The organism is Kribbella sp. NPDC050820 (assembly GCF_040653975.1).
Lineage (GTDB): Bacteria > Actinomycetota > Actinomycetes > Propionibacteriales > Kribbellaceae > Kribbella.
Window position 1 is genome coordinate 16867 of sequence record NZ_JBFAHB010000071.1, and the last position, 24420, is coordinate 41286.

A 24420-nucleotide genomic window follows, 5' to 3' on the forward strand; every position below is an offset into this window, starting at 1 on the left:
CGTCGTCGCCATGTTCACGACGAATCAGGTGATGATGACCGCGCTGCAAGCGACGCACGAGCCGACCGGAGGTGTGGCCGGATGGGCGATCGGCTTGATGGAGAAGCTCGGTGCACCGGGCGCCGGGCTCGCGGTAGCGCTGGAGAACTTGTTTCCGCCCCTGCCCAGCGAGGTGATCCTGCCGCTGGCCGGGTTCGCCGCCAGCCGGGGTGACCTGGGTCTCATCGACGCGATCATCTGGACCACGATCGGCTCGGTCGTCGGTGCGCTGGCTCTGTACGGCGTGGGCGCCGGACTGGGCCGTGATCGGACCAGGGCGCTGGCGGGGAAGCTGCCGCTGGTCAAGGTGGAGGACGTCGACAAGGCCGAGGACTGGTTCAACCGGCACGGGCCGAGGGCCGTGCTGATCGGGCGGTTGGTGCCGGTGGTGCGAAGCCTGATCTCGGTTCCGGCCGGCGTGGAACGGATGTCGGTGCCGCTGTTTCTCATGCTGACGGCGGTCGGCAGCCTGACCTGGAACTCGTTGCTGATCATCGCCGGGTATCAACTTGGTGAGCGGTGGCACGTGGTCGAGTCCTCGGTGGGCGTCTTCCAATGGGTCGTGATCGCGGGTGCGGTGGCGGCGGTGACGTGGTTCGTGGTTGTCAAGGTTCGGGCCAGGCGTTCGGAATCTGAGAAAGTCAAGTAGGAAGCTCGACTTTGGCTAGTCTCGATCCATCACTGCCGAGCTCAGGAGATGGGTCAGATGCCCTCAGTCGCGTTCGAACCGCAGGTCGTGCCGGATCCGCCGGTGTGGCCGCAGTCTGTCGTCACCGTGGTGGGCAACCCCCGGGCCGGTTCACGGACCGCGGTGGCTGCCGCGTCGGTCGCCGAACTGCTTGCGTCCGAGCTCGGGACGCCGTACCGGATCGATGAGCTCGTGGATCTGGTGACGTTTGCGCCGGCGATCTTCGAGGGGGAGAACGCGGGGGAGGAGCAGCGGGCGGCGCTCGAGAACGCGATCGATCTGGTGTCGTCGGCGTCGGTGCTGGTGGTGGGGACGCCGGTGTACAAGGGCAGTTATACGGGGTTGCTGAAGAGCTTCCTGGATGTGTTGAAGCCGCAGGCGTTGGCGGGGGCGGTTGTGGTGCCGGTCACCGTCTCTGCGGCGCCGAGCCACAAGCTGCTGGCGGATCAGCATCTGCGTCCGGTGCTCGCGGAGTTGGGCGCGAGTGTGCCGGTGCCTGGCGTGATCCTGGAGGAGCGGGACCTCGAGGACCTCCAGGTCGTCCTCTCCGGCTGGATCCGCGAAAACGCCGGCATCGTCCAGGCCACCACCATCGCCCTCCAACCAGTCGCCGAGCCAACCCCAGCCCGCTAGCCATCGAGTCGACCCCGGCACGGTGGTCGTCGAGCCGGCTCCAGTCCGGTGGCCGTCGGGCTGACCCGAGCCCGGTGGCCGTCGAGCCGGCTCCAGTCCGGTGGTCGTCGGGTCGGCTCCAGTCCGGTGGGCGTCGTGCCGGTCCTAGTCCGTGGCTGTCGAGCGGGCCGGAGGCTGGTGGGTGGGGTGGGACGTTGGGCGGGTTGTTGTGGACGTTCGGCCCTGCTCGGGGCTGCGTGCTGGGGATGTGCTGAGGGTGCGGGTGAGTGCCCGCGGCGGGATGTGGCACCGGAAGGGTGGTCTCGATGACAGCTGCCATAACGGTCTCCGGACTGGTGAAGGAGTTCGGGCCGAGCACTCGGGCTCTCGACGGTTTGGATCTGCAGGTCGAGGCGGGGGAGGTGCACGGGTTCCTTGGGCCGAACGGGGCTGGGAAGACGACCACGATCCGGGTGCTGCTCGGCTTGCTGCGTGCTGACGCCGGGCACGTCGTCCTGCTCGGTGGTGACCCCTGGCGTGGCGCGGCGAAGCTGCATCGACGTCTTGCCTACGTCCCGGGGGAGGTGAATCTGTGGCCGAACCTCACTGGCGGCGAGGTGATCGACGTACTGGGCGACCTGCGGGGTGGCCTGAACGCACAGCGCCGTGAGGAGCTGCTCGAGCGCTTCCAGCTCGATCCGACCAAGAAGATCCGGGCCTACTCCAAAGGCAACCGGCAGAAGGTCGCCCTGGTGGCTGCGTTCGCCTCCGACGTCGAGCTCTATCTTCTGGACGAGCCGACGTCAGGGCTGGATCCGCTGATGGAGGCGGTCTTCCAGGACCTGGTCCAGGAGCTGCGGACCGACGGACGAAGCGTCCTGCTGTCCAGCCACATCCTGGCCGAGGTGGAAGCGCTGTGCGACCGCGTCACGATCATCCGGTCCGGTCGTGCCGCCGAGAGCGGTACCTTCGCCGACCTGCGCCACCTCACGCGTACGTCGGTTGTGGTCGACACTGTCCAACCGCCGGAGTCGATCGCGACCTGGCCTGGCGTGCACGACGCCCGAGTCCACGACTGCCATGCGGAATTCAGCGTCGAACCGGACGACTTGAGCGACGTGCTCGGACGCCTGGTCGAGCTCGAGGTGCGGTCGATGATCACCTCGCCGCCAACGCTTGAGGAGCTGTTCCTGCGGCACTACGACGAGGACATCGCCGTACCTGCCGCTGAGACAGCCGAGGTGGTGACGGTGCGATGAGCGGCTTCACCGGAACGATCCGGCTGGTTCGCCTCGCGCTGCGGCGGGACCGGATCACTCTGCCGGCGTGGATCCTGGGCATGGCCGGCTTCCTGGCGGCGACCACCGCCATGTTCGAGGACAGCTACACGAAGCACCCCCAGCTTCTCGTGCCGGACACCCGCATCGTGGTCGAGAATCCCGGCATGCGCGTGCTCGGCCTGGTCACCGGCCCGAGCGTCGGCGGCTACACCCTGCACCGGGACGCACTCACGTTGGCCGTGCTGGCGGCGATGATGAGCGTGCTTGCAGTCGTCCGGCACACCCGTCAGTCCGAGGAACTCGGTCGTGAGGAGATGCTGCGCGCCGGTGTGGTCGGCCGGCATGCCTCCCTGGCCGCCGCCGTCCTCGTTGCCCTTGCGGCGAACGCCGTACTGCTGCTTGCTCTCGGTCTCGGCATGGTGATCGCGGGTCAGCCCGCAGCCGGCTCGCTGGTTGCCGGCGCCTCGATTGCCTTGGTGGGTATCGTCTTCACCGGTGTCGCTGCCGTGACGTCCCAGCTGACGTCGACTGCGCGCGGAGCGATCGGCCTTGCCGGTGCGGGACTCGGCGTCTCGTTCATGCTTGCGGCTCTCGGCAACATGCTCGGGACCGTGGATTCGGCCGCGCTCCGGGTCACGAGCGCGTGGCCGGCCTGGTTGTCCCCGATCGGCTGGGGCCAGCAGATGCGGCCGTTCGCGGACGACACCTGGTGGCCGATGGCGCTCGCCGTGCTGATCATGGCATCCCTGTGCGCACTGGCGATCGTCCTCGTCGGAAGACGCGATGTAGGCCGGGGTACGTGGCCCGAGCGCAGGGGTGCTGCTCACGCCAGCCCAGCTCTGCTGAGCTCGATCGGCCTGGTCTGGCGGCTGCAGCGTGGAGCGCTGCTGGGCTGGGTGATCGGTCTGCTCGGGTTCGGGCTGGTGTTCGGGGCGCTGAGCGACCAGATCGGCGGACTTCAGGGCGAGGCGACCGAGTGGTACAGCACGTTCGGCGGTGACGCCGACCTGCTCGGTGCCTACTGGGCCTCGATGATGCAGATGGCCGGAATGGCTGTCGCGATCTTCTTGACCACGCTCCTGCTGCGCTTGCACCACGACGAGGCGCAGGGCGAACTGGAGGCGGTGCTCGGTACCGCGGTCTCACGAGTTCGCTGGCTGGGCGCGTACGCCGTCAACGCCCTGGTCGGGTCGGTGTTGCTCCTTCTCGTCTTCGCGTCGGCGATGGCGGTCACCGGCGGTCGAACTGCCGGCGGTACCGGACCGTTGCTGCGCGACCTGGTCGGAGCGGCCTTGATCCAACTCCCAGCCATCGGTGTCCTGGGAGCCGCAGTCGTCACGGTGATCATGGTGCTGCCGCGATGGTCGGTCGGCCTGTCCTGGGCACTCGTGGTGGGCTCGATCGCGGTCGGTCCGATGTTCGGGCCGGCGCTGGGACTGCCGACCTGGCTGTTGGACCTTTCTCCCTTCACCCACGTGCCCAACGCGCCGGCCGTCGACCCGACCATCGGGCCGATCCTCGGTCTCTGCCTGGCTGGTGGCCTGCTGGCAGCAGCAGCGGTCCTGTCGCTGCGCCGCAGGAACCTCACCCTCCCCGTCTAGTCGGTGTGGGTTGGCTGGGTGGGGGACTGGCGGAGGGTTGTGGTGGCGGGGATGACGGTTGAGAGGAAGGTCAGAGCGCCTGCGGTTGCCACGATGAGGAGGTAGATCCACAGCGGGCCGGTGGGTAGCGACGAGCCGGAAACCTTGGCGGAGAAGGGGATCAGGCAGGCCAGGGCGACGAGAGTACCCAGCGTGATACCGGTAAGCCAGACCAGCGTGCTCTCGGTCGTGAGCATGCGCAGAACCTGGGCGCGGGTGGATCCGGTCAGGCGCTGGAGGGCGAACTCGCGACGCCGGCGGAGCGTGGTCGAGACCAGGTTGTTGACGACCGAGACTGCGGTGTACGCGATCAGCATGCCGACGAGCATGTAGTTGACCCAGGCCTGTGTCTGCAGGTCTTCCGCATTCGACGCGACCAGGGATTCGCGGTCCGCGACCTGTACGGCGGGGTGCTTGGCCGCAACCGTTGCCAGAGCCGGACGGACGTCGGTGCCGGGCGCAGCGCGGACCAGCAATTGCGTGATCAACCCGTCCGTGGTGTGAGCCGCGACGAGGGAGGCGGGCAGGATGATGGACTCGTAGCCGCGTTCAGCCGCGAAGGTTGCGACGACCCGCAGCTTCACCGCCGTCCCGTCGCCCAACGTCATGTCGATCTCCGAGCCGACGCGCCGATCGATCTTGTCGGCCACATAGTCCGGCAGCGCGACGGTCGATCCGGTCAGGCCGGCCAGTGATCCGCTCGTCAAGCGGACCGGCGCCGTACCGTCTGCGCCCTGCGCGTCGACGCCGATCAGGGGAGCGCCCTCCTCGTCGAAGGGCGCGTTGCGGGGCTCGTCGATGACGCCGGTACTGCGGACGAACGCCGAAGCACTCGCCACGCCAGGAGTCTCGCGCACCTCGGCGAGCAACTGAGGTGACAGGCCCGCCGAAGAGACCAGGACGGCGTCCGCGCGAAGATCCCGCGTGAACGCCTCGGAGGCGGCGTGGACCTGCGTGGTCTGCATGTAGAGGTTCGCGGTGGAGATGCCGACGGCAAGCATCACGGGCATCGCGGCCGCCGACAGCGCCACCGATCGTGCCGTGACGTTGCGAATCGCGAGCCGCCCGTTGACCCGGGTCAGCGCCTGCACCGGCCAACGCCATACCAGCAGCGCGGCCTTCGTCCAGAACGGGCCGAGCAACGCGACACCGATCGCCCAGCACAGGATCGACGGCCCGGCGGTCGCACCGGCCAGCGGACCGGTCATCACGGTCGCGGTCACGATCAACAGAGCCAGACCGCCGCCAAGGAACAGCACACCGAAGAGCAACCGCAGCCAGCTGAACCACTTCCGCTGCAGCGACGCTTCCATCAGCGCCTCGACCGGCCGGATCTTGGCCGACCTGCGCCCCGCGATCAGGGCGGCGCCGACGGCCGCGAGTACGGCGGCTCCCGCGCCGGCGGCGAACGGGATCCAGCCCTGGGAGAACTCGATGACAGTCGACGCAACACCGTGCGCGCCAAGCTCCTTGAACAGGAATCGACCGAGGAAGACGCCGGGAACGACGCCGAGCAGCACAGCCGGGAGCGACACCAGCAACGCTTCGCCGAGGATCATCCGCCGTACCTGGCCGGGCGTCGTGCCGATGCCACGCAGCAGCGCGAACTCGCGCTCGCGATGCTGTGCGGACAAGGCCAGCGTGGAGGCGACGACGAACATCATCGTCATCGTCGCGATCCCGCCGAACGAGCCGGCGATCGCGATCAGCGCCACCGCCTGCGACTCGCCGCCGGGGTGCTCGGCCAGGCCGCGGTCGATCCCGGTCCGGACGGTGATCCCGGCGTCGAGCGCCTCGATCCGGTCCTTCACCGCGTCGAGGTCGGCGCCGGGGGCGATCAGTACGCCGACGTCGGCGAAGCGCGCCGGATTGTCGACAATCCGACGAGCATCGCGGTCGGAGAAGAACGCGTGACCGGCCGGACCCTGGACGATGCCGCTGACGGTGAAAGCAGTCGGTGCGCCGTCGAGGAGGAAGGTGACGCGGTCGCCGATCTTCGCGCCCGGCGCGGTCGTGACGACCTGGCCGGCGGAGGGCGCCCGGCCTGAGGTCAGCTGGTACGGCGCCAAGGCCGCGGAGCTCCAGTTGTGGCCTTCAGCAACCGTCGAGGCACCCTTCGAGGCGCCTGCGCCGAGCATCGCGACTGGGAACGTGTAGTCGCCGATCGCGGCCGAAACGCCTTCCACAGAACGGATCCGCTCCAGCAGCGAGGTCGGGACGCCGACCCGCTCGGGAAGCGGAGTCGGGTCCTCCGCACCGGGACGAAGGTGCGACTGATTGCCAGTGACAACTATCGGCGCGGCCGCAAGGCGCTCCGGCGCGACGTTGGAGCGGATGCCGGTCTCCATCAGGCCGCCACAGGCCATCACGATCGCGGTGCCGAAGACGACCGCGACGAAGGTTGCGATGAAGCCGCCCTTGCGGAAGCGCAGGGTACGGACAGCCAGCCGCATCATCCCGCCACCGCCGACAGGGCACGCGCGCCGAGGTGAGTCATCCGGTCGGCGACCTGTTCCGCAGTGGGCGCGACCAGGCTCCCGGCCAGTACGCCGTCCGCGAGGAAGACGACCTGGTCGGCGTACGACGCGGCGACCGGATCGTGGGTGACCATGACAACCGTCTGGCCTTGGGTGCGGACCGGCTCACGAAGCAGCTCGAGGACGTCGGCAGCGGTCTGGGTGTCGAGCGCGCCGGTGGGCTCGTCGGCGAAGATCACCGCGGGCCGGGCGACCAGCGCGCGGGCGATGGCGACCCGCTGCTGCTGACCGCCGGACAGTTCGCCGGGCCGGTGCTTGTGGCGATCGCCGAGGCCGACCCGGTCGAGGACGTCGCGGACGGCGGCGCGGTTCGCGCGGCGGCCGTCGAGCTCCTGCGGCAGGCAGACGTTCTGCCAGACGGTCAACGCCGGAAGGAGGTTGAACGACTGGAACACGAAGCCGATGCGCTCGCGGCGGAGCTCGGTCAGCCTGCGCTCGTTCAGTTCGGCGAGCGACTGGCCGGCGATGACCACACTGCCCGACGTGGGCCGGTCCAGACCGGCCGCACAGTGCAGGAACGTGCTCTTGCCCGAGCCGGACGGGCCCATCACTGCGGTGAAGGTGCCGGGGGCGAAGTTGATCGAGATGCCGTTGAGGGCGGTGACGGCGTTGGCGCCACGGCCGTAGACCCGTCGTACGTCGTGCAGGACGACCGAGTACTCGGATCCGCCGACTGATTCCTGCGACCGTCGCGTCTTCTTCTTCATGGGCAAGACGCTACGGAGCACACGCGCCGCTCCCCAGGGTGCTGGACCGCCGTGAATGGTGGGTGAAACTCCACCAAATGCGCTACGGCTGGAGCAGTGCGCGCAGGCCGGCGCTGTAGGTCTCGGGGGAGACGTCGCCGATCAGCAGCCGCTGGAGCAGGAAGCCGGGGAGGAAGCCGAACAGCGCCTGGGAGATGTAGCGCGGGTCGACCGAGGCGTCCACCGTGCCGTCGGCCTGAGCGCGCCGGGCGACCGCCTCGAAGTGTCCGCGGAGCTCGCTGTACTTGCTCTGCGCGGTCGCCATGATCGCGGGGTTGCGCAGCGCCTCCGCCCAGGCCTGGATCGCGACCCTGGTGACGTCGCCGCCGGGGCGCTCGGCGATCGCGACGATGTGCTTGAGCGCGGCCTCGAGCGCGTCGAACGGGGAGAGCGGCTTCTCACTCGCCAGGATCTTCTCGAACAGCTCGTCGACCGTGCTCAGTGCTTCCTCGGCGATGGCCGCGACGATCTCCTCCTTGCTCTTGAAGTACCCGTACACCGCGCCGGCGGACAGGCCGGACTCGCGGATCACGTCGGCCATCGTCGTCTTGTGGAAGCCCTGCTCGATCACGCAGCGCCGGGCCGCGTCGACGATCTGCCGGCGACGGGCCAGCCGGTGTTCCTCGGTGACTTTCGGCATGCTGGGAACATAAAACGAATGTCCGTTCTTGACAAGTTGCGGTGCAGGGTCCACGCTCGAACTAATAAAGAACGGTCATTCGGTTTACAAGGAGTCCCCATCATGTCCGCTCAGCTGACCGGGCACCACGAGCAAGCGCCCGAACACACCCCCGAACACGCCGCCGACAACCGTCAGCGACCGCCTGTAGTCGTCATCATCACGCTGCTGACCGCACTGCTTACCGTGCTACTGATCGCGTTCGCCTGGCCGGCCGCGAGGTCCGAACCGCGGGACGTCCCCCTCGCGGTGGCCGGACCTCCGCAGGCTGTTGCCCAGGTGGAGAAGGGTCTCGAGCAGGCGATGCCGGGTGGCTTCGAGATCACCGCCGTACCGGATCGGGCTGCAGCCGTGCAGCTGATCGAGGATCGGGACCTGTACGGCGCCATCGTGCTCGACCCGCAGCAGCCCGAGGTGCTGACTGCGTCGGCCGGGAGTCCCGCGGTCGCGCAGATCCTCACGCAGCTGTCGACCCGCTTGTCGCCCGAGGCGCCGGCGAAGGTGACGGACGTCGTACCGCTGCCGGCGGACGACCCGCGGGGCGCGGGTCTGGCTGCGGGTGCGCTGCCGCTGGTGCTCGGCGGGATCATCGCCGCAGCGTTGTTGACTCAACTGGTCAAGACCGGGTCCCGGCGGATGGTTGGGGCGATCGGGTTCGCGATCACGGGTGGGCTGGCGCTGGCCGCCGTACTGCAGTTCTGGCTGGGGTCGTTCGAGGGCAGCTACTGGGGGAATGCGGGCGTGATCGCGCTGTCGATCGGCGCGGTGAGCCTCACGCTGCTCGGGCTCGAATGGTTGTTCGGCCGGGCAGGGCTCGCTCTCGGGGCGGCCGTGATGATGCTGCTCGGCAACCCGCTGTCCGGGCTGACGAGTGCGCCGGAGATGCTGCCGAGCGGTTGGGGTGCGCTGGGGCAGCTGCTGCCTCCGGGAGCCGCGGGTACGGCGCTCCGTTCGGTGAGCTTCTTCGACGGCGCCGGGGCCGGGCGACCCCTCGTCGTACTGGGGTGCTGGCTGGCCGCCGGACTGGTCCTTTGCGCACTCGGCGCACTCAAGTCACAACGCGTCGTACACCCTCGCCACGAGGCGAATCCGGCTACTGTCTGAATGTCATGACAACGCGGTGACCGGATTGTTACCTGCCGGTCACCGCGTGCTGGCGTTCGGACCCGGACAACGTTGTCTGTCAAGCATTGACTTCGGCCGCCTCGGCCTCCTACGGTCGCAAAAAGCCCAGCGGGTTTGGGTCGTGGTACCGGGATGACAACGATTGCCCGAAGGTGGACGTGATGGTGACAAGGAAACGTTTCAAAGCAGCTGCCGCAGTGAGTGCGCTGCTGCTGGCGGTCTCGGCCTGCAGCCAGGGGTCGACGACGAAGGAGCCGGAGGCGGGTGGCTCGCAGAGCGCCGGCCCGGCGAACATCAAGATCGCGTACCAGCAATGGGGCCCGGGCACGGTGATGAAGAACTTCCTCGCCGGCGTCAAGACCGAGTACGAGTCGGCCAACCCCGGTTCCACCGTCGAGATCCTGCCCATCGTGGCCAGTGAGAACGACTACTACACCAAGCTGCAGCTGATGATGCGGTCGCCGAACACGGCGCCGGACGTGGTCTACGAGGACACGTTCCTGATCAACTCCGACATCACTGCCGGCTACCTGCGGCCGCTGGACGACTACATCAAGAACTGGGACCAGTGGGGCCAGTTCGAGGACACCGCCAAGGGCGCGGCCAAGGCGCTCGACGGCAAGACGTACGGCGTCCCGGACGGCACGGACACGCGGGCCCTCTGGTACAACAAGCAGCTGTTCGCGAAGGCCGGCCTGCCCGCCGACTGGCAGCCGAAGACCTGGGACGACGTGCTCAGCGCGGCCCGGACCATCAAGGAGAAGGTCCCCGGTGTCATCCCGCTGAACGTGTACTCGGGCAAGCCGATGGGTGAGGCCTCGGCCATGCAGGGCTTCGAGATGTTGCTGTACGGCACCAAGGACTCGCTGTACAACAACGACCAGCAGAAGTGGGTCGTCGGCAGCCAGGGCTTCAAGGACTCGCTGAACTTCATCAAGACCATCTACTCCGAGGGCCTTGCGCCGACGCCGAAGCAGGCGCTCGACCCGAACATGGGCAGCAAGGTCGGCACCGAGCTGCTGCCGGGCGGCAAGCTGGCGATCGCGCTGGACGGCTCCTGGATCTACGGCAACTGGCAGAAGACCGGCGCCAAGCCGTGGCCGCAGTGGAGCGAGGTGCTCGGCCAGACCGCGATGCCGACGCAGGACGGCGGCGGCAAGGGCAAGGTCAGCCTCTCCGGCGGCTGGACCTGGGCGATCCCGGCCAAGTCGAAGAACCCGGACGCGGCCTGGAACCTGATCAAGACGCTGCAGACCCAGAAGAACGCGGCGAAGTACGCCACCGAGGGCGCGCAGATCGCCGTACGCAAGGACGTCGCGTCCGACGAGACCTACAAGTCGTCCGCGAAGAGCACGCAGTTCTTCACGGACCTGGTGTCGGTCACCGTGTACCGGCCGGCGTACGCCGAGTACCCGAAGGTCTCCAACGAGATCATCACCGCGATGGAGGCGGTGATGACCGGGCAGTCCACACCGGACGAGGCCGCCAAGAACTATGACGAAGCCGTCGAAGGCATCGTCAGCAAGGACAAGACGACCACGGACAGCGGCGGGCAGTAGCCCCCGTCTGAGCCCCCGTCAACTAGCCCCCGGCTGACGAAGGATCCCTCCCTGTGACGACGACAGTCGCTCCCGCGGCGGCCAAGCCCGCTCCGTCCGGCAAGAAGTCCGGGCCGAGCGGGCGGCCGCGCGCCGCCAAGCTGTTCAGGATGTTGCCGCTGACACCGGCGATCGGGTTGATGCTGGTCTTCCTGGCCGGCCCGATCATCTACTGCCTGTACGCCGCGTTCACCAACATGGCGCTCACCGGCACCGGTGCGGCCGAGGTCAGGTTCGTCGGCCTCGACAACTTCCGCAAGGCGTTCGGCAGCGGCGCCTTCACCAACGCGATCTGGCTGACCCTGGTGTTCACGCTGATCTCCGCGATCATCGGCCAGAACACCCTGGGTCTCGGCCTGGCCCTGCTGATGCGCCGGTCCACCAAGCTGGTTCGCAACTTCGTCGGTACGGCGGTCATCGGAGCCTGGGTGCTGCCCGAAGTCGTGGCGGCGTACCTGCTCAGCGCGTTCTTCAACGACGAGGGCACGCTGAACGTGATGCTGCACGCGGTCGGCCTGCCCGGCCAGGACTGGTTGTACGCGGCACCGATCATCGCGGTGTCACTCGCCAACATCTGGCGCGGTACGGCGTTCTCGATGCTGGTCTACTCGGCCGCGCTCAGCGAGATCCCCAAGGAGATCGAGGAATCCGCCGAGATGGACGGCGCCCGCGGCGGCCGGCGGCTGCTGTGGGTCACGCTGCCGATGATCAGCCGGGCGATCATGACCAACCTGATGCTGATCACGCTGCAGACGCTGAGCGTGTTCGGCCTCATCTACGCAATGACCCGCGGCGGGCCCGGCACCAAGAGCCAGACGCTGCCGCTGTACATGTACGAGCAGGCGTTCAGCTTCTCCCAGATCGGCTACGGCACAGCGATCGCCCTGGTGATGCTGGCGATCGGCGCGGTCTTCTCGCTGATCTACCTGCGTGGACTGAGTTCGGAGGCCGCATGATTGCCCGCGACCGGATCAGCAAGCTGTCCGCCAACCTGATCCTGTTGGCGATCGGCGTGCTGTTCGTCCTGCCGCTGCTGTGGGTGCTGTTCGCGTCGATCAACCGGACCGCCGGTCTGCGGGTCGAGTTCCCGACGAACCCGACCCTCGGCAACTTCAAGGCGGTCCTCAACACCGACACGACGTACCGGCCGGTGCTGAACGGCGTGGTGCTGTGCGGTGGTGCTGCACTGCTCACGATGGTCTGTGCGGTGCTGGCGGCGTACCCGCTGTCGAGGTTCAAGTCGAAATTCAACCGGCCGTTCCTGCTCACCGTGCTGTTCTGCACCGGGTTGCCGATCACCGCGGTCATGGTGCCGGTGTACGGCCTGTTCGTGCAGCTCAACCTGGTCGACACGATCGGGGGCACGATCATGTTCATGGCGACCTCTTCGCTGCCCTTTGCGATCTGGTTGACGAAGACGTTCATGGACGGGGTGCCGCTGTCGCTCGAGGAAGCGGCCTGGGTGGACGGCGCCAGCAACATGCAGGCGCTGCGGCGGATCGTGCTGCCGTTGATGTGGCCGGGGATCGCGGTCGTGATGATTTTCACCTTCATCGGCATGTGGGGGAACTTCTTCGTCCCGTTCATGCTGCTGCTGTCCCCTGAGCGGCTGCCGGCCTCGGTCAGCATCTTCACCTTCTTCGGCCAGTACGGCGAACCCAACTACGGCCAGCTGGCCGCCTACTCGTTGATCTACACGACTCCTGTGTTGCTGCTGTATCTGCTGCTGAGTCGCAAGCTGGGCGGCGCGTTCGCGCTCGGTGGCGCGATCAAGGGCTAGTACGGCGGGGAGGGTCAAAGGACACCGCTTCGCGGCGGCTGCCTGGTTGGCCGCCTCCGGCGGCGTGCGCGGATCGCGGTGACGGGTCGGACTGGTCGGCGCCGGGCCAACGCGCCGAGCGGCCGCCGAGTCGTGGATTTTGGTTGTGAACGGGGCGCGTAGTGGACCAAATTCCACGATTCGGTGGATCGCCGGCTGCTAGCGGGCGGTCAGGGATTGGTGGGTTTGTTGCCAGAAGGTGAGTTTTTTGGGGGAAGGGCCAGTCCCACTGGTAGTCGGGGGCGGCGTTGGCGAAGCGGGAGAGGGCGGTGGGGGCGAGGGGGGTGGCGGCTGGGGTGGCGTCCAGTACGACGGCCAGGCGGATGGTGAAGGTGGTCAGTCTGGTGAGGCGGGCGTGGTCGGTCGAGGTTTCGATGTCCTTGAGTTGGCCGCGGAGTTGTTTGATGGTGCGCAGGGCGGTGCGGTGTTCGGAGCGGTCTGGTGGGGTGATCTCGTCGGTGGGGATGCCGAGGAGTTCGGCCAGCGGGGCATCGGGAGTGGCGGCGGTGGGCTTGCGCAGGAGGCCGGGTTTGTCGGCCTGGAGGCGGTCGGCGATCTGAGTGAGCAGCTCGTCGAGGCCGCGGACGACCGCGGGTAGCGCTAGGTCGGCGGTCTTGCGGCGGTTGGTGGCGAGGGCGGTGACGCGTTCGTGTTCGGCCTCGACCGTCGTACGCAGTGGCTGTGGCCAGTCGTCGAGCCCGACCAGCTCCTCCTTGGGGGCAGTCGAGGTGTTGAGATCACCTGCATTCAGGGGCTTGGCACCGGCGAGTGCCGCGGCGATCTCCTCGCCGATCTTCTTCTGCGGACCCGGAACGATTGAGCTCACCTTTCCACCCTACGCACCCTAGGGGTTGGACACGGAGAGTGATCATGTGAAGGGGTTCACGCAGTACGAGCTGTCACAAGCTGTGATCGTTGAGGGCTGCCGCTGGGGCTGGGATTTCGCTACCTTGGGGTATTGGTCCCTCGATTTGCAGGAGGCTCCGTGAAGATCAAGGACGTACTGCGCGGCAAGGGCAATCAGGTCGTCACCATCTCCCCAGAAGCCACTGTCACTGAACTGCTCGCCCTGCTGGCCGACCACAACATCGGCGCCGTGGTCGTGAGTCCGGACGGGTCCTCCGTGGCCGGCATCGTCTCCGAGCGCGACATCGTGCGGCTCTGGAACGGCACCCCGGACGCGGGAGATGTCCGGGTCAGCTCGATCATGACGTCCGAGGTCGCCACCTGCAGCCCGGACGAGCACATCGACAACCTGATGCGGCTGATGACCGATCGCCGGATCCGGCACGTGCCGGTCGTCGTCGACGGTGCGTTGGTCGGCCTGGTCAGCATCGGTGACGTGGTCAAGTCCCGGATCGGCGAACTCGAATTCGAACGCGAGCAACTCTCGAACTACATCACCCGTTAGACGGCGAGCGCGAGAACCACCATCGCCACGATGAACAGCAGGCCGATGGCGAGCAGGGCCGTGCCGATCAGGCCGCAGATCTGCCCGGCCTGCGCCATTCCACGGTTGTTGTAGACGCCCGGCGACGCGTCGATCTCGGCGAGTGCCTGGCTGCCCAGCCACCAGGCGACCGGCGAGACGATCAGCAGGCCGGTGCAGAGCGCGATCGCACCGAGCACGAGCGCGACGGTGGCCTGCGAGTGGTCGCGCAGGACGCCGTACGCCGGTTGGTCCGGGAAGCCCGGCTGGAGCGGGTACGACGGGGACCAGAAGGTGTGGGTGCGGTCGGTCGCGTCGGTCGGCCGCTCGGTGAACGACATGGTCTTGCTCCTCTGCTCAGAACCCAGGCGCTGAGCAGAGGAGCGCGGCGCTCTCAGCCCAGTTCGATCAGGTCGCCCAGTGCGAGCTCGGTGAGCTGCGGCCGGACGTCCTTCGCTTCCCCTACGACGACGACCAGCAGGCCGTCGGTTCCGACATACCGCCGGTAGGCCTCGGTGGCGTCCTCTGCGGTGGTGGCGGCGATCTGGGCCAGGTAGGTGTCGGCGAAGCCGATCGGGACCCCGTTCGCGATGTTGCTGCCGACCTGCTGGGCGATCGAGTCGGCCTGCTCGTACCGCAGTGGGGCGGTCCGGATCAGGCTGTCCTTCGCCTCCTGGACCTCCTGCTCGGTCAGCCCGTTGCGGGCCTCCCGGAGGATCCGGAGCGCGTCGCTGATCGCGGCGCCGGTCACCTCGGTGCGTACGGCGCCACCCAGGCTGAACGTGCCGCCCTTGCGCGGAGCCGCGAAGCTCGTCCGGGTGCCGTAGGTGTAGCCCTTCTCCTCGCGCAGCACGGTGTCGACGCGGGACGTGATCGTGCCGCCGACCACGTGGTTCGCGACGGCGGCCGCCCCCCAGGCGGGGTCACGACGGTCCGGGCCGGCACAGCCGATCAGCAGCTGGCTCTGGACGGAGCCCGGCCGGTCGACCAGGACGACGCGGTCGCCCGGGATGTAGATCGGCTCGGGCGTCTCCAGCGCGGGACCGGAGGCAGAGGTCCAGCCGCCGAACGCCTCGTCGATGATGCCGGCCACGTCCACACCGGTCGCGTCACCCGCGAACAGGATCTGCGCGCGGCCCGGGCCGATGTTGTCCCGGTAGAACTCGGCCACCTGGACGTTCGTCAGCGGCCGGATCGTGTCCGGCGTCCCGGCGGTTGGGCGCGAGCGCCGGGTCGCGTTGTCGAACAGGTTGGCCGCGAACGCCTCGCGGGCCCGGTAGCCGGCGTTCGCCCGCTCCTGGTTGATCTCGCCGAGCCGGATCGTCACGTGCCGGCCGACGTCGGCCTGGTTGAACGCGGGCCGGGTGATCGCCTCGGCCAGCAGCTGCACCGCCGGGGCCAGGTGCGACACCGGCACCGAGATCTCCACGTGCAACGCGTCTGAGCTCACGTCGACGCCGTACGCCGCTCCGTGCCGCTCCAGCGCCGCCGCGAAGTCGTTGGCCGATCGCAGCTCGGTGCCCTCGTCGAGGGTCCGGGACATGATCGTCGCGACGCCTTCCAGCTCGCGCGGCTCGGCGATCAGCGGCATCGCGATCGTGACCCGGACGGTGGCGACGTACTGACCCGGGCGGTCGAAGACGTGCACCGGGGTCCCGGCGGCGGTCGTCGTCGTGGTCGCTTCCGGGAACTTCCAGGGGCGTTGCGCGCCGACGGCCGGCGGGGTGGTCAGAACCTGGTTCATGCGTTCTCTCCTGCCGACTCGGTACGGCGGTACGTCACCTGGGCGCGCCCGGACGCGCGGATCCACTTCGAGGCCGCAGCCTGGACCTGGTCGGTGGTGATCGCCTTGACCTGGTCGATCCGGGTGTTGATCCGGCTCGGGTCGCCGAACAGCAGGGCGTGGTGCGAGATCTCGTCGGCCCGGCCGGCGCAGGTCGCCAGCTGCTCCAGCCAGTCCCGCTCGGCCTGTGCCTGCACGGTGGCCAGCTCGTCCTCGGTGATGCCGTTCTCGGCGAGCTTCTCGATCTCCTCGAGCAGCGCGTCCTCGACCTTCTGCAGGTCCACGCCGTCCGAGGCGATCCCGGTCAGCGTGCCGAACGAGACGCCGCCGATCAGCGGCAGCGCGCCGCCGGACACCGACTGCGCGATCTGCTCGTCGCGGACCAGCCGGCGGTTCAGGCGACCGCTCTGGCCGGCGGCGAGGATGTCGAGCGCGAGGCCGGCCGCGTCCAGCTCCGGCGTGCCGTCGACCGGCAGCCGGAACATCATCGTGACCAGGTCGGACGGTACGTCGGAGACCACGTCGTCACGCAGCACCTCGGTCAGCGGGCCGATCGTGCCGTCCGGTGCGGCCGGCGGCTTCGGGATGGCCGGCAGGTGGCCGAAGTACCGCTTGACGGCGTCGAAGGCGTCCTCCTCCGCGACGTCGCCGACGATCGTCAGGACGGCGTTGTTCGGGCCGTAGTACTGCCGGAAGAACGCGTGCACGTCCTCGACCGACGCGGCGTCGAGGTCGGCCATCGAGCCGATCGTCATGTGCGCGTACGGATGTCCCTCGGGGAAGGACAGCTTGACCAGCCGCTCGTAGGAGTCGCCGTACGGGCGGTTGTCGTAGCTCTGCCGCTTCTCTTCCTTGACCACGTCGCGCTGGTTGTCCAGGTTCTCCTGGTTGACCGCGTCGAGCAGGTAGCCCATCCGGTCGGCCTCGAGCCACAGCGCCAGGTCGAGACCGCCGCTGGGCAGCGACTCGAAGTAGTTCGTCCGGTCGAAGAAGGTGCTCGCGTTCAGGCTGGCGCCGGCGGTCTCCAGCAGGCTGAAGTGCTGCCCGGACGCCACGTTGCGTGACCCCTGGAACATCAGGTGCTCGAACAGGTGCGCGAACCCGGTCAGCCCCTCCGGCTCGTGCCGCGAGCCCACGTCGTACCAGAGGTTCACGGCGACGATCGGGACTGCGCGGTCGGAGCTGACGACGACGCGGAGGCCGTTGTCGAGCGTCTGCTCCGCGATGGGGTAGGTCAAGGGCATGCCAGCCACCCTACGTGGTCCGGAAATTCTCCGCGTCGGATGTCGATCTCGCCGGTGTCCGCGCATCGGGTTGGTAGATGCTGGATTCCGACCTGCACAGGAGAGGTGACATCGGTGGGCAAGTACCTGGTGATGATCTACGACAACGAGGCGATGTGGGCGGCGGCCGGGCCGGAGGTGGCGGAGGCGAACCACCAGCGGCACCAGGCCTTCGCGGCGGCCAACGGCGCGGCGCTGCGCGGCGGCGCCCAGCTCGGTGAGAGCGACACCGCGACCTCGATCCGCTCCGACGGCAACGGCGGGTACGTCGTCACCGACGGGACGTTCGTGGAGACGAAGGAAGTGATGGGCGGCTACTACCTGATCGAGGCGGCCGACCTGGACGAGGCGCTGGAGATCGCCAAGCAGGTGCCGGCGCCGATGGGTGGCGTCGAGGTCCGGCCGATCGTCAACGGTGGCTGACTCTGTCGCCCAGGCCGTGGCGGAGGCTCACTCGTCGGAGTGGGCCTTCGTCCTGGCCGCGACGGCCCGCGTCGCGGCCGATCTCGACCTGGCCGAGGACTGTGTCCAGGACGCGTACGCGCAGGCGCTGGTGCACTGGAAGGAACAGGGTGTGCCGCGCCGGCCGGGAGCCTGGCTGACGACTGTCGCCACGCGGCGGGCGCTGGAGCTGCGCCGGCGGGCGTCGGTCGCCGAGCGGAAGCTGCCGCTACTGGTGACGGACCCGATCGAGGACTCCGGCGCCGAGGTGTTCCCGGACGACCGGTTGCGGCTGGTATTCACCTGTTGCCACCCGGCGCTGGCGCAGGAGGCGCAGATCGCGCTCACGCTGCGGCTGGTGTGCGGCTTGTCGTCGGCGGAGATCGCGAAGGCGTTCCTGGTCAAGGAGACCGCGATGCAGGCCCGGATCACTCGGGCCAAGCACAAGATCTCCCGGTCCGGGATTCCCTACCGCGTGCCTCGGCTGACCGATCTGCCGGAGCGCACCGACGCTGTGCTGGACGTCGTACACCTGGTCTACACCGCGGGGCACACGGCTGCGGATGGTGCTGAGCTGTCGCGGCCGGACCTGGCCCGGCGAGGGATCGACCTCGCTCGGATGGTGCGGCTGCTGCTACCGGACAGTGGGGAGGCGACGGCGCTGCTCGCGTTGCTGCTGCTGACGCAGGCGCGGCAGACAGCACGGGTGGACGCTGCCGGCCAGCTGGTGTTGATGGAAGACCAGGACCGTTCACTGTGGGATCGAGAGCTGATCTCGGAGGGCCTCGGGTTGGTGCGCGAGGCGTTGGGGTGGCCGGCTGGGCGGTTCGGGTTGATGGCGGCCATTGCTGCGGTGCATGCCGAGGCAGAGCGGTGGGAAGACACGGACTGGCCGGAGATCCTAGGGCTGTACGACCTGCTGCTCGCGCGCTGGCCGTCTCCGGTGGTTGCGCTCAACCGGGTGGTGGCGCTCAGCTACGTCGATGGACCCGCGGCCGGGTTGCGGGCGCTGTCGGACTTGGCCGACGATCCCGCGTTGGCGACGTACGCGTATCTCGCGTCCACCCGCGCCGAGCTGCTGTGGCGGTGCGGCCGGGTCGCGGAGGCGCGAGCGGCCTACCAGGAGGCATTGGCGTTCACGAGCAATGCCGTGGAGGCGGAGTTCCTCGTACGGCGGATCAGTCGAGGCGCTTGAGGACCTCGTCGTGCAGGCGGCCGTTGGTGGCCACGGCGTTGGGTCCGTTCGGGCCGGGGACGCCGTCGACCGAGGTGAACTTGCCGCCAGCCTCCTCGACGATGATCGCGAGGGCAGCCATGTCGTACAGGTTCAGCTCGGGCTCGGCGGCGATGTCGACGGCGCCCTCCGCGACCAGCATGTAGGACCAGAAGTCGCCGTACGCGCGGGTCCGCCAGCAGGAGTCCATCAGGTCGGCCCACTGGTTCTTCTTGCCGAGCTTCTCCCAGCCCTTGAGCGACGCGTACGACAGCGAGGCGTCCTCGATCCTGGTCACGTCGCTGACCCGGCACGGCTGCGAGGAGTGCAGGGCGCGGCCGGTCCAGGCGCCGTCGCCGTACGACGCCCACCAGCGCTTCCCGAGGGCAGGAGCCGACACCACGCCGACGACCACCTGGTCCTCGATCATCAGGCTGATCAGCGTCGCCCAGACCGGGACGCCTCGGATGTAGTTCTTGGTGCCGTCGATCGGGTCGACGACCCAGCGCCGTACTCCCCAGCCGGAGGTGCCGTCCTCCTCGCCCACGAACGCGTCCCGCGGGCGGGCCCGGGCCAGCGTCTTGCGCATCACGTCCTCGACCTTCTGGTCCGACTCGCTCACCGGGGTCAGGTCCGGCTTGGTGGCCACGTGCAGGTCGAGCGCCTTGTAGCGGTCCATCGTGGTCGAGTCCGCGTCGTCGGCCAGGATGTGGGCGAGCCGCAGGTCATCCGTGTGCGAAGGCATGCCGGAAGGCTAGCCTGAACCCCCGCTCAGCGGACCAGATGTCCGCAAAGGTTGCGGAACGGTTGCGGCACGCATTGAACCGAATCCGGTCGTTGAACGTGCAGTTAGTGTCTGATCACGTTCACGACTGCCATGGAGGCGTCAATGTTCGAGCGCTTCGGGGACCTGCCGCTGCACGTGCTGGTGATCCACGCTGCGGTCGTCGTTTTGCCGGTGGCCGCCCTCACCCTGATCGCGTTCGCGGTGTTGCCGCGCTGGCGCTGGCTGCTTCGCTGGCCGGCGCTGCTGCTCGGACTCGGCGCGCTGGCGCTCGCGTACGTCGCCAAGGAGAGCGGGGAGGCGTTCGTCGCCGCAGTGCCGACCCTGGAGCAGGCGGTGCGGGTGCACGAGGAGCGGGGCGACCTGCTGTTCTGGTTCTGCCTGGTGTTCGCGGTGGTGTCGGTGGCTGCGGTACTGCTGCTCGGCGGGCCGTCTGCGCTGGCCAGCGGAAAGGGTGCCAAGGCAACCAAGAGCAAGCCGCTCGAGCTGGTCACCAGCGCTGCCGTCGTGGTCATCGGCGTACTCGTCATCTACCAAACCATCCGCACCGGCGACGCCGGCGCGAAAGCCGTTTGGGACGGGCAGCTTCCTAAGTAGCCTCGGGGACCGCCGGGGGAGCATCCCGGCTTTCTCGGCCTTCGCGGCCTTCGCGGCTGGCCAGGAGGCGGCGGAAGGAGGCGATGCGGGCTGGGTCCACATCCTTGGCTTCGTCCAGCGCGCAGTCGGGGGCGGACTCGGTGTGGGTGCAGCCGCGCGGGCAGTCTTTGGCGATCTCGGCGAGGTCGGGGAAGGCGTGGATCAGGTGGTCGGGGTCGACGTGGGCCAGGCCGAACGAGCGGATGCCAGGGGTGTCGATCAGCCAGCCGCCGTCGGGGAGGCGCAGTACCTGGGCATTCGTCGAGGTGTGGCGGCCGCGGCCGGTGACCTCGTTGACGACGCCAATGGCGCGGTCAGCCCCGGGGATCAGCGCGTTGACCAGCGTGGACTTGCCGACGCCGGAGTGCCCGACGAGCACACTGGCGCGGTCGTGGAGCTGCTCGCGGAGCTCGCTCAGGTCGCCGTTCTGGTGCGTTGCCACCGACTCGACCCCGAGCGGGCGGTAGATCGAGAGCAGCGGGCTCGGGTCGGCGAGGTCGGTCTTGGTGAGGCAGAGCAGCGGCCGCATGCCGGCGTCGTACGCGGCCACCAGGAAGCGGTCGATCAGTCCGGTCCGCGGCTCGGGATTCGCGACCGCGACCACGATCACGAGCTGCTCCGCGTTCGCGACCAGCGGGCGCTCGACGGGGTCGTCGTCATCGGCCGACCGGCGCAGCAATGTCGTCCGCGGAAGCACCTCGACGATCCGGGCCAACGTGCCCTCGTCGCCAGTTGCGTCGCCGTCGAGCTTGACCCGGTCGCCGACGATGACGCCTTTGCGGCCGAGTTGCCGGGCCTTCATCGCGGTGACCTGGCGGTCGTCGACCCAGCAGGTGTAGCGGCCGCGGTCGCGGGTGATCACGAAGCCGATGACGGCGTCGTCGTACGAGGGGCGGTCCTTGGTCCGCGGCCGGGTCCGGCGCTTCGGCCGGTCGTACCGGGCCTCCTCGTCGTACCGCGACATCAGCTGGCGAGCTCCGACCAGAGTTCGGGGAACTCGGGCAGCGTCTTCGCCGTGGTCCCGATGTTCTCGATCCGCAGGCCGTCGACGAGCAGGCCGAGTACGGCGGCCGCGTGCGCCATCCGGTGGTCGTGGTACGTGCCGAAAAGCCCACCGTGCAAGGGCTTCGGCCGGATCTCCAGGCCGTCCGCGGTCTGCGTCACGTCGCCGCCGAGCGCGTTGAGCTCCCGCTCGAGCGCCGCCAGCCGGTCCGTCTCGTGGTTGCGCAGATGCGCGATCCCGCGCAGGTACGACGGCCCGTCGGCCAACGCAGCCACCGCCGCGATGACCGGTGAGAGCTCACCGACCTCGCCCAGATCGAGGTCGACCCCCTGCACCCGGCCGGTCCCGCGCACGGTCAGACCCTCGTCCGTGCGGGTCGCCTCGGCGCCGAAGCGAGTGAAGATCTCGAGCAGCTGACCGCCCGGCTGGGTGGTCCGCTCCGGCCAGGCGGTCACGGTCACCTCGCCACCGGTGAGTACGGCGGCGGCCAGGAACGGCGCGGCGTTCGACAGGTCCGGCTCGATCGCGGTGTCCGTCGCCCGAATGGGGCCGGGGGCAACGACCCAGCGGTTCGGTTCGCTGTCGTCGACCTGGACGCCGCGTTCGCGCAGCATCCCGACCGACATGTCCAGGTGCGGCTGGGACGGCACCGGCTTCCCGTCGTGGCGGACGTCGACGCCCTCGTCGTACCGGGCGCCGGCGAGCAGCAGAGCGGAGACGAACTGGCTCGAGCCGGACGCGTCCAGCGTGACCTTGCCGCCGCGGACCGAGCCCGCGCCGGACACCGCGTACGGCATCCGGCCGGTGCCGTTGTCGTCGATCTGGACGCCGAGCGTGCGCAGGGCGGTCAGGATGACGTTCATCGGCCGCTCCCGCGCGTACGGGTCGCCGTCGAACTCGACCACACCGTCGGCCAGCGCGGCCACCGGCGGGACGAACCGCATGACTGTGCCGGCCAGGCCGCAGTCGACGCTCGCCGGGCCCTTGAGCGAGCCGGGGGTCACGGTGACTGTGCCGCCGTTGTCGGTGATGCCTACGCCGAGCGAGACCAGCGCGGACCGCATCAGCATGGTGTCGCGGGCCGCGAGCAGGCCGGTCAGGTGTGACGGGCCGTCCGCAATCGCCGCGAGGATGAGCGCACGGTTACTGATCGACTTCGATCCGGGCACCGTGACCCGGCCGGTGACCGGTCCCTCAGCCCGCGGCGCCGCCCAGCCCTGCTCGCTCATCCCACTCCTTCGGCTCGATTCCCTGCCCCGAGCCTAGGGCATGAGCATCACCCCACCCCCCATCCTTCCGAAACTGAGAGCACGAGGGGTTCCGGCGTCCCGCCCAGCGCCGGCGGCGGGAGCGCGTCGGGGAACCTGAAGTCGAGCACCTGGATCTCGTCCCGGGTGCTCCCCGGCTGTCCGCTGCCGGCTGGGGTAGCTCTTGTCGGCGAGCATCATCGGCTTCAGGTCCACCACATGCCAGCCGCGGCCGTCCCACGACCCGCTGACCGTTGCCGGCCGGGGTAGTTCTTGTCGGCGAGCGTGATCGACTTCAGGTCCCACGACTGCCAGGCGCTGCTGTCCCACGACCGCTGACCGTTGCTGGCTGGGGTGGTTCTTGTCGGCGAGCGTGACCGGCTTCAGGTCCACCACCTGTCAGGCGCGGCCGTCTCACCACCATGGACCGTCGTCACTGGCCCAGGACAGCAGGTCGCCGTCGGGCTGAGACGTCCCGGGCAAACCGGAGGTCGCCGGCCTCGACCCCAGGGCGGACCCGCAGCGACGAGAGCACCTGGCCCGGTCGTCCTTCGGGCGAGTACGTGGGCACCGTCACAGCGTCGAGCTGCGTCCGGTCAGGTGACCGTCGAGCTGCTTCCGGTCAGGTGAGCTCCGCCTTCGCGAGCCGGGCCGCCTGCTTGGCCTCGTGGGCGAGCTGCTTCGCCTCACGCTTGGCCGCCTTCGCCCCGCGCTTGGTCTCGCGCTTCGCTGCCCGGGCCCCATGCGACGCCCGCCAGGCCAGCCCCGGCTGCCCCTCGGTGTCGACCGCCGCAAGCAGCAGGCCGCCGAGCAAACCGAGGTTCTTCATGAACTGGACTCGCTGCGCGGCGCGTGTCTCCTTGTCCTTCACCTGCCAGAACGGATGCCCCGCGACGGTAACCGGCAGCAGCGTGGTCGCCAGCGTCGCGGCACCGAGCCGACGGCCCTTGCCGGTCGCCAACGCGAGACCGCCGAGCACCTGGACGGCACCGTTCAGGCGAACCAGGTTGACCGTGGTCTCCGGGATCCGGTCGCCGACCTGCGGCGGGGCGACCCGCTTCACCATCGGCACCAGACGGTCAGTCACCGGCTGGGCCTTGGGCACCAGCGGCTCGGGGTTGCGGATCGAGTTCGCACCCTGCACGACGAAGATCATGGACAGCAACGGCCTGGCCAGTGCGCGCACGACAGTCATGCCTCCTTCATACACCACGTTCCGAATGACTCCCGGTACCCACGGCAAACACCCCCACCCCCACCCCCACCCACCCGACGCGTCGTCCCCCGAAATCCCCAACGGGCAACCCCCGACCTCAGCAGACATCCCTCCGGCTCGGGGCTTCTCCGCCCGGCGCAGGGGTTCTCCGGTCGAGTACGAGGGGAGAACCCGTGCTTCGAGGGGATATCCACCGAGCTGAGGGGTTGCCCACCGAGATTCTCAGGGGCCAACCCCCCAGTTGAGTGGATATCCCTCGGGATCGGGGGTTCTCCGCCCGGCTCGGGGGTTCGCCGCTCGGCGCGGGGGTTCTCTCCCCGGCTCGGTGGTTCTCAGGTCGACTCGGGGGTTCTCCAGTCGGGTGAGAGGGGAGCACCCGTGCTTCGAGGGGATATCCCCCGAGGTGAGGGGTTGCCCACCGAGGTTCTCAGGGGGCAACCCCCGAGTTCAGTGGATGTCCCTCGGGATCGGGGGTTCTCTGCCCGGCTCGGGCGTTCGCCGCTCGGCTCGGGGGTTCTCCGGTCGGGTACGAGGGGAGAGCCCGTGCTTCGAGGGGATATCCACCGAGGTGAGGGGTTGCCCACTGAGAATCTCAGGGGGCAACCCCCGAGTTCAGTGGATA

General features: G+C 68.8%; 23 protein-coding genes. 12 read left to right on the forward strand and 11 right to left on the reverse strand.

The window, feature by feature from the left end; all coding sequences use genetic code 11:
• Positions 1-10: 10 nt before the first annotated feature.
• The 4 genes from AB0H36_RS38560 (at position 11) to AB0H36_RS38575 (ending at position 4220) form a co-directional block, all read left to right on the forward strand.
• Entirely contained in the window at positions 11-688 is a 678-nt protein-coding gene (locus tag AB0H36_RS38560) for a DedA family protein (RefSeq protein WP_360535289.1), read from the forward strand.
• A gap of 57 nt (positions 689-745) precedes the next feature.
• Positions 746-1360, forward strand: coding sequence for an NAD(P)H-dependent oxidoreductase (locus AB0H36_RS38565; RefSeq protein ID WP_360535291.1), 615 nt, complete (start codon positions 746-748; stop codon positions 1358-1360).
• A 305-nt stretch (positions 1361-1665) separates the two neighbouring features.
• Entirely contained in the window at positions 1666-2598 is a 933-nt protein-coding gene (locus AB0H36_RS38570; RefSeq protein ID WP_360535293.1) for an ABC transporter ATP-binding protein, read from the forward strand.
• The gene (locus tag AB0H36_RS38575) at positions 2595-4220 is read left to right on the forward strand and encodes an ABC antibiotics transporter (protein WP_360535295.1); all 1626 of its coding nucleotides are present in this window, start codon (positions 2595-2597) and stop codon (positions 4218-4220) included. The genes AB0H36_RS38570 and AB0H36_RS38575 overlap by 4 nt, the downstream gene beginning before the upstream one ends.
• Here the strand turns inward: AB0H36_RS38575 and AB0H36_RS38580 are convergent.
• The 3 genes from AB0H36_RS38580 to AB0H36_RS38590 form a co-directional block, all read right to left on the reverse strand.
• The gene (locus AB0H36_RS38580) at positions 4217-6715 is read right to left on the reverse strand and encodes an FtsX-like permease family protein (protein ID WP_360535297.1); all 2499 of its coding nucleotides are present in this window, start codon (positions 6713-6715) and stop codon (positions 4217-4219) included. The genes AB0H36_RS38575 and AB0H36_RS38580 overlap by 4 nt on opposite strands.
• The gene (locus AB0H36_RS38585) at positions 6712-7503 is read right to left on the reverse strand and encodes an ABC transporter ATP-binding protein (RefSeq protein ID WP_360535299.1); all 792 of its coding nucleotides are present in this window, start codon (positions 7501-7503) and stop codon (positions 6712-6714) included. The genes AB0H36_RS38580 and AB0H36_RS38585 overlap by 4 nt, the downstream gene beginning before the upstream one ends.
• Positions 7504-7585: 82 nt before the next feature.
• Positions 7586-8182, reverse strand: coding sequence for a TetR/AcrR family transcriptional regulator (locus AB0H36_RS38590; protein ID WP_360535301.1), 597 nt, complete (start codon positions 8180-8182; stop codon positions 7586-7588).
• A 102-nt stretch (positions 8183-8284) separates the two neighbouring features.
• Between AB0H36_RS38590 and AB0H36_RS38595 the strand changes: the two genes are divergently transcribed.
• The 4 genes from AB0H36_RS38595 to AB0H36_RS38610 all read left to right on the forward strand — a co-directional run bounded on the left by AB0H36_RS38595 (position 8285) and on the right by AB0H36_RS38610 (position 12724).
• Entirely contained in the window at positions 8285-9325 is a 1041-nt protein-coding gene (locus AB0H36_RS38595) for an ABC transporter permease (protein ID WP_360535303.1), read from the forward strand.
• Positions 9326-9543: 218 nt separating this feature from the next.
• Positions 9544-10905 carry an extracellular solute-binding protein gene (locus AB0H36_RS38600; protein WP_360535305.1) on the forward strand — a complete coding sequence of 454 codons (1362 nt, stop codon included), beginning with the start codon at positions 9544-9546 and terminating at the stop codon, positions 10903-10905.
• Between the two features lie 53 nt (positions 10906-10958).
• Positions 10959-11900 carry a sugar ABC transporter permease gene (locus AB0H36_RS38605; RefSeq protein ID WP_360535307.1) on the forward strand — a complete coding sequence of 314 codons (942 nt, stop codon included), beginning with the start codon at positions 10959-10961 and terminating at the stop codon, positions 11898-11900.
• A complete protein-coding gene (locus AB0H36_RS38610) occupies positions 11897-12724 on the forward strand; it encodes a carbohydrate ABC transporter permease (protein ID WP_360535309.1) in 828 nt (275 codons plus the stop codon). Before AB0H36_RS38605 ends, AB0H36_RS38610 begins: the two co-directional genes overlap by 4 nt.
• Here the strand turns inward: AB0H36_RS38610 and AB0H36_RS38615 are convergent.
• Positions 12714-13589 carry a hypothetical protein gene (locus AB0H36_RS38615; RefSeq protein WP_360535311.1) on the reverse strand — a complete coding sequence of 292 codons (876 nt, stop codon included), beginning with the start codon at positions 13587-13589 and terminating at the stop codon, positions 12714-12716. The genes AB0H36_RS38610 and AB0H36_RS38615 overlap by 11 nt on opposite strands.
• Before the next feature lie 159 nt (positions 13590-13748).
• Here AB0H36_RS38615 and AB0H36_RS38620 point away from each other — a divergent pair, with 159 nt between their 5' ends.
• Complete coding sequence (locus tag AB0H36_RS38620) at positions 13749-14174, forward strand: CBS domain-containing protein (RefSeq protein ID WP_360535313.1); 426 nt, start codon at positions 13749-13751, stop codon at positions 14172-14174.
• Here AB0H36_RS38620 and AB0H36_RS38625 read toward each other — a convergent pair.
• Genes AB0H36_RS38625 through AB0H36_RS38635 form a run of 3 tightly spaced genes read right to left on the reverse strand, consistent with a single transcriptional unit; the run spans position 14171 to position 17219 of the window.
• On the reverse strand, positions 14171-14533 hold the full coding sequence (locus AB0H36_RS38625; protein ID WP_360535315.1) for a DUF4190 domain-containing protein: 363 nt from the start codon (positions 14531-14533) through the stop codon (positions 14171-14173). The genes AB0H36_RS38620 and AB0H36_RS38625 overlap by 4 nt on opposite strands.
• A 53-nt stretch (positions 14534-14586) precedes the next feature.
• On the reverse strand, positions 14587-15936 hold the full coding sequence (locus tag AB0H36_RS38630) for a pitrilysin family protein (RefSeq protein ID WP_360535317.1): 1350 nt from the start codon (positions 15934-15936) through the stop codon (positions 14587-14589).
• On the reverse strand, positions 15933-17219 hold the full coding sequence (locus AB0H36_RS38635; RefSeq protein WP_360535319.1) for a pitrilysin family protein: 1287 nt from the start codon (positions 17217-17219) through the stop codon (positions 15933-15935). The genes AB0H36_RS38630 and AB0H36_RS38635 overlap by 4 nt, the downstream gene beginning before the upstream one ends.
• 114 nt (positions 17220-17333) lie before the next feature.
• Between AB0H36_RS38635 and AB0H36_RS38640 the strand changes: the two genes are divergently transcribed.
• Together AB0H36_RS38640 and AB0H36_RS38645 are read left to right on the forward strand one after the other, a co-directional pair.
• Positions 17334-17681: a YciI family protein gene (locus tag AB0H36_RS38640; protein WP_360535321.1), complete on the forward strand. Its 348-nt coding sequence runs from the start codon at positions 17334-17336 to the stop codon at positions 17679-17681.
• Complete coding sequence (locus AB0H36_RS38645) at positions 17674-18894, forward strand: DUF6596 domain-containing protein (RefSeq protein WP_360535323.1); 1221 nt, start codon at positions 17674-17676, stop codon at positions 18892-18894. The genes AB0H36_RS38640 and AB0H36_RS38645 overlap by 8 nt, the downstream gene beginning before the upstream one ends.
• On the opposite strand, the gene hisN is transcribed toward AB0H36_RS38645, so the two are convergent.
• Positions 18878-19657, reverse strand: coding sequence for a histidinol-phosphatase (gene hisN, locus AB0H36_RS38650; RefSeq protein WP_360535325.1), 780 nt, complete (start codon positions 19655-19657; stop codon positions 18878-18880). The genes AB0H36_RS38645 and hisN overlap by 17 nt on opposite strands.
• Positions 19658-19801: 144 nt before the next feature.
• Here hisN and AB0H36_RS38655 point away from each other — a divergent pair, with 144 nt between their 5' ends.
• Positions 19802-20293, forward strand: coding sequence for a DUF2231 domain-containing protein (locus AB0H36_RS38655; protein WP_360535327.1), 492 nt, complete (start codon positions 19802-19804; stop codon positions 20291-20293).
• Here the strand turns inward: AB0H36_RS38655 and rsgA are convergent.
• From rsgA to AB0H36_RS38670, 3 genes are all read right to left on the reverse strand, one after another.
• A complete protein-coding gene (rsgA, locus tag AB0H36_RS38660; protein WP_360535329.1) occupies positions 20286-21296 on the reverse strand; it encodes a ribosome small subunit-dependent GTPase A in 1011 nt (336 codons plus the stop codon). The two genes, AB0H36_RS38655 and rsgA, sit on opposite strands and share 8 nt — an antisense overlap.
• Positions 21296-22564 (reverse strand): 3-phosphoshikimate 1-carboxyvinyltransferase, encoded by a 1269-nt coding sequence (aroA, locus tag AB0H36_RS38665; RefSeq protein WP_360535332.1) that lies wholly within the window; start codon positions 22562-22564, stop codon positions 21296-21298. The genes rsgA and aroA overlap by 1 nt, the downstream gene beginning before the upstream one ends.
• 640 nt (positions 22565-23204) lie before the next feature.
• On the reverse strand, positions 23205-23777 hold the full coding sequence (locus AB0H36_RS38670; protein ID WP_360535334.1) for a DoxX family protein: 573 nt from the start codon (positions 23775-23777) through the stop codon (positions 23205-23207).
• Positions 23778-24420: the final 643 nt, after the last annotated feature.

Excerpts from the sequence above, each read along its gene's own strand:
- AB0H36_RS38560 (WP_360535289.1), top strand. The coding sequence starts at position 11 with ATGTTCACGACGAATCAGGTGATGATGACCGCGCTGCAAGCGACGCAC.
- AB0H36_RS38565 (WP_360535291.1), top strand. The coding sequence starts at position 746 with ATGCCCTCAGTCGCGTTCGAACCGCAGGTCGTGCCGGATCCGCCGGTG.
- AB0H36_RS38570 (WP_360535293.1), top strand. The coding sequence starts at position 1,666 with ATGACAGCTGCCATAACGGTCTCCGGACTGGTGAAGGAGTTCGGGCCG.
- AB0H36_RS38575 (WP_360535295.1), top strand. The coding sequence starts at position 2,595 with ATGAGCGGCTTCACCGGAACGATCCGGCTGGTTCGCCTCGCGCTGCGG.
- AB0H36_RS38580 (WP_360535297.1), bottom strand. The coding sequence starts at position 6,715 with ATGATGCGGCTGGCTGTCCGTACCCTGCGCTTCCGCAAGGGCGGCTTC.
- AB0H36_RS38585 (WP_360535299.1), bottom strand. The coding sequence starts at position 7,503 with ATGAAGAAGAAGACGCGACGGTCGCAGGAATCAGTCGGCGGATCCGAG.
- AB0H36_RS38590 (WP_360535301.1), bottom strand. The coding sequence starts at position 8,182 with ATGCCGAAAGTCACCGAGGAACACCGGCTGGCCCGTCGCCGGCAGATC.
- AB0H36_RS38595 (WP_360535303.1), top strand. The coding sequence starts at position 8,285 with ATGTCCGCTCAGCTGACCGGGCACCACGAGCAAGCGCCCGAACACACC.
- AB0H36_RS38610 (WP_360535309.1), top strand. The coding sequence starts at position 11,897 with ATGATTGCCCGCGACCGGATCAGCAAGCTGTCCGCCAACCTGATCCTG.
- AB0H36_RS38625 (WP_360535315.1), bottom strand. The coding sequence starts at position 14,533 with ATGTCGTTCACCGAGCGGCCGACCGACGCGACCGACCGCACCCACACC.
- AB0H36_RS38630 (WP_360535317.1), bottom strand. The coding sequence starts at position 15,936 with ATGAACCAGGTTCTGACCACCCCGCCGGCCGTCGGCGCGCAACGCCCC.
- AB0H36_RS38635 (WP_360535319.1), bottom strand. The coding sequence starts at position 17,219 with ATGCCCTTGACCTACCCCATCGCGGAGCAGACGCTCGACAACGGCCTC.
- hisN (WP_360535325.1), bottom strand. The coding sequence starts at position 19,657 with ATGCCTTCGCACACGGATGACCTGCGGCTCGCCCACATCCTGGCCGAC.
- AB0H36_RS38655 (WP_360535327.1), top strand. The coding sequence starts at position 19,802 with ATGTTCGAGCGCTTCGGGGACCTGCCGCTGCACGTGCTGGTGATCCAC.
- rsgA (WP_360535329.1), bottom strand. The coding sequence starts at position 21,296 with ATGTCGCGGTACGACGAGGAGGCCCGGTACGACCGGCCGAAGCGCCGG.
- aroA (WP_360535332.1), bottom strand. The coding sequence starts at position 22,564 with ATGAGCGAGCAGGGCTGGGCGGCGCCGCGGGCTGAGGGACCGGTCACC.
- AB0H36_RS38670 (WP_360535334.1), bottom strand. The coding sequence starts at position 23,777 with ATGACTGTCGTGCGCGCACTGGCCAGGCCGTTGCTGTCCATGATCTTC.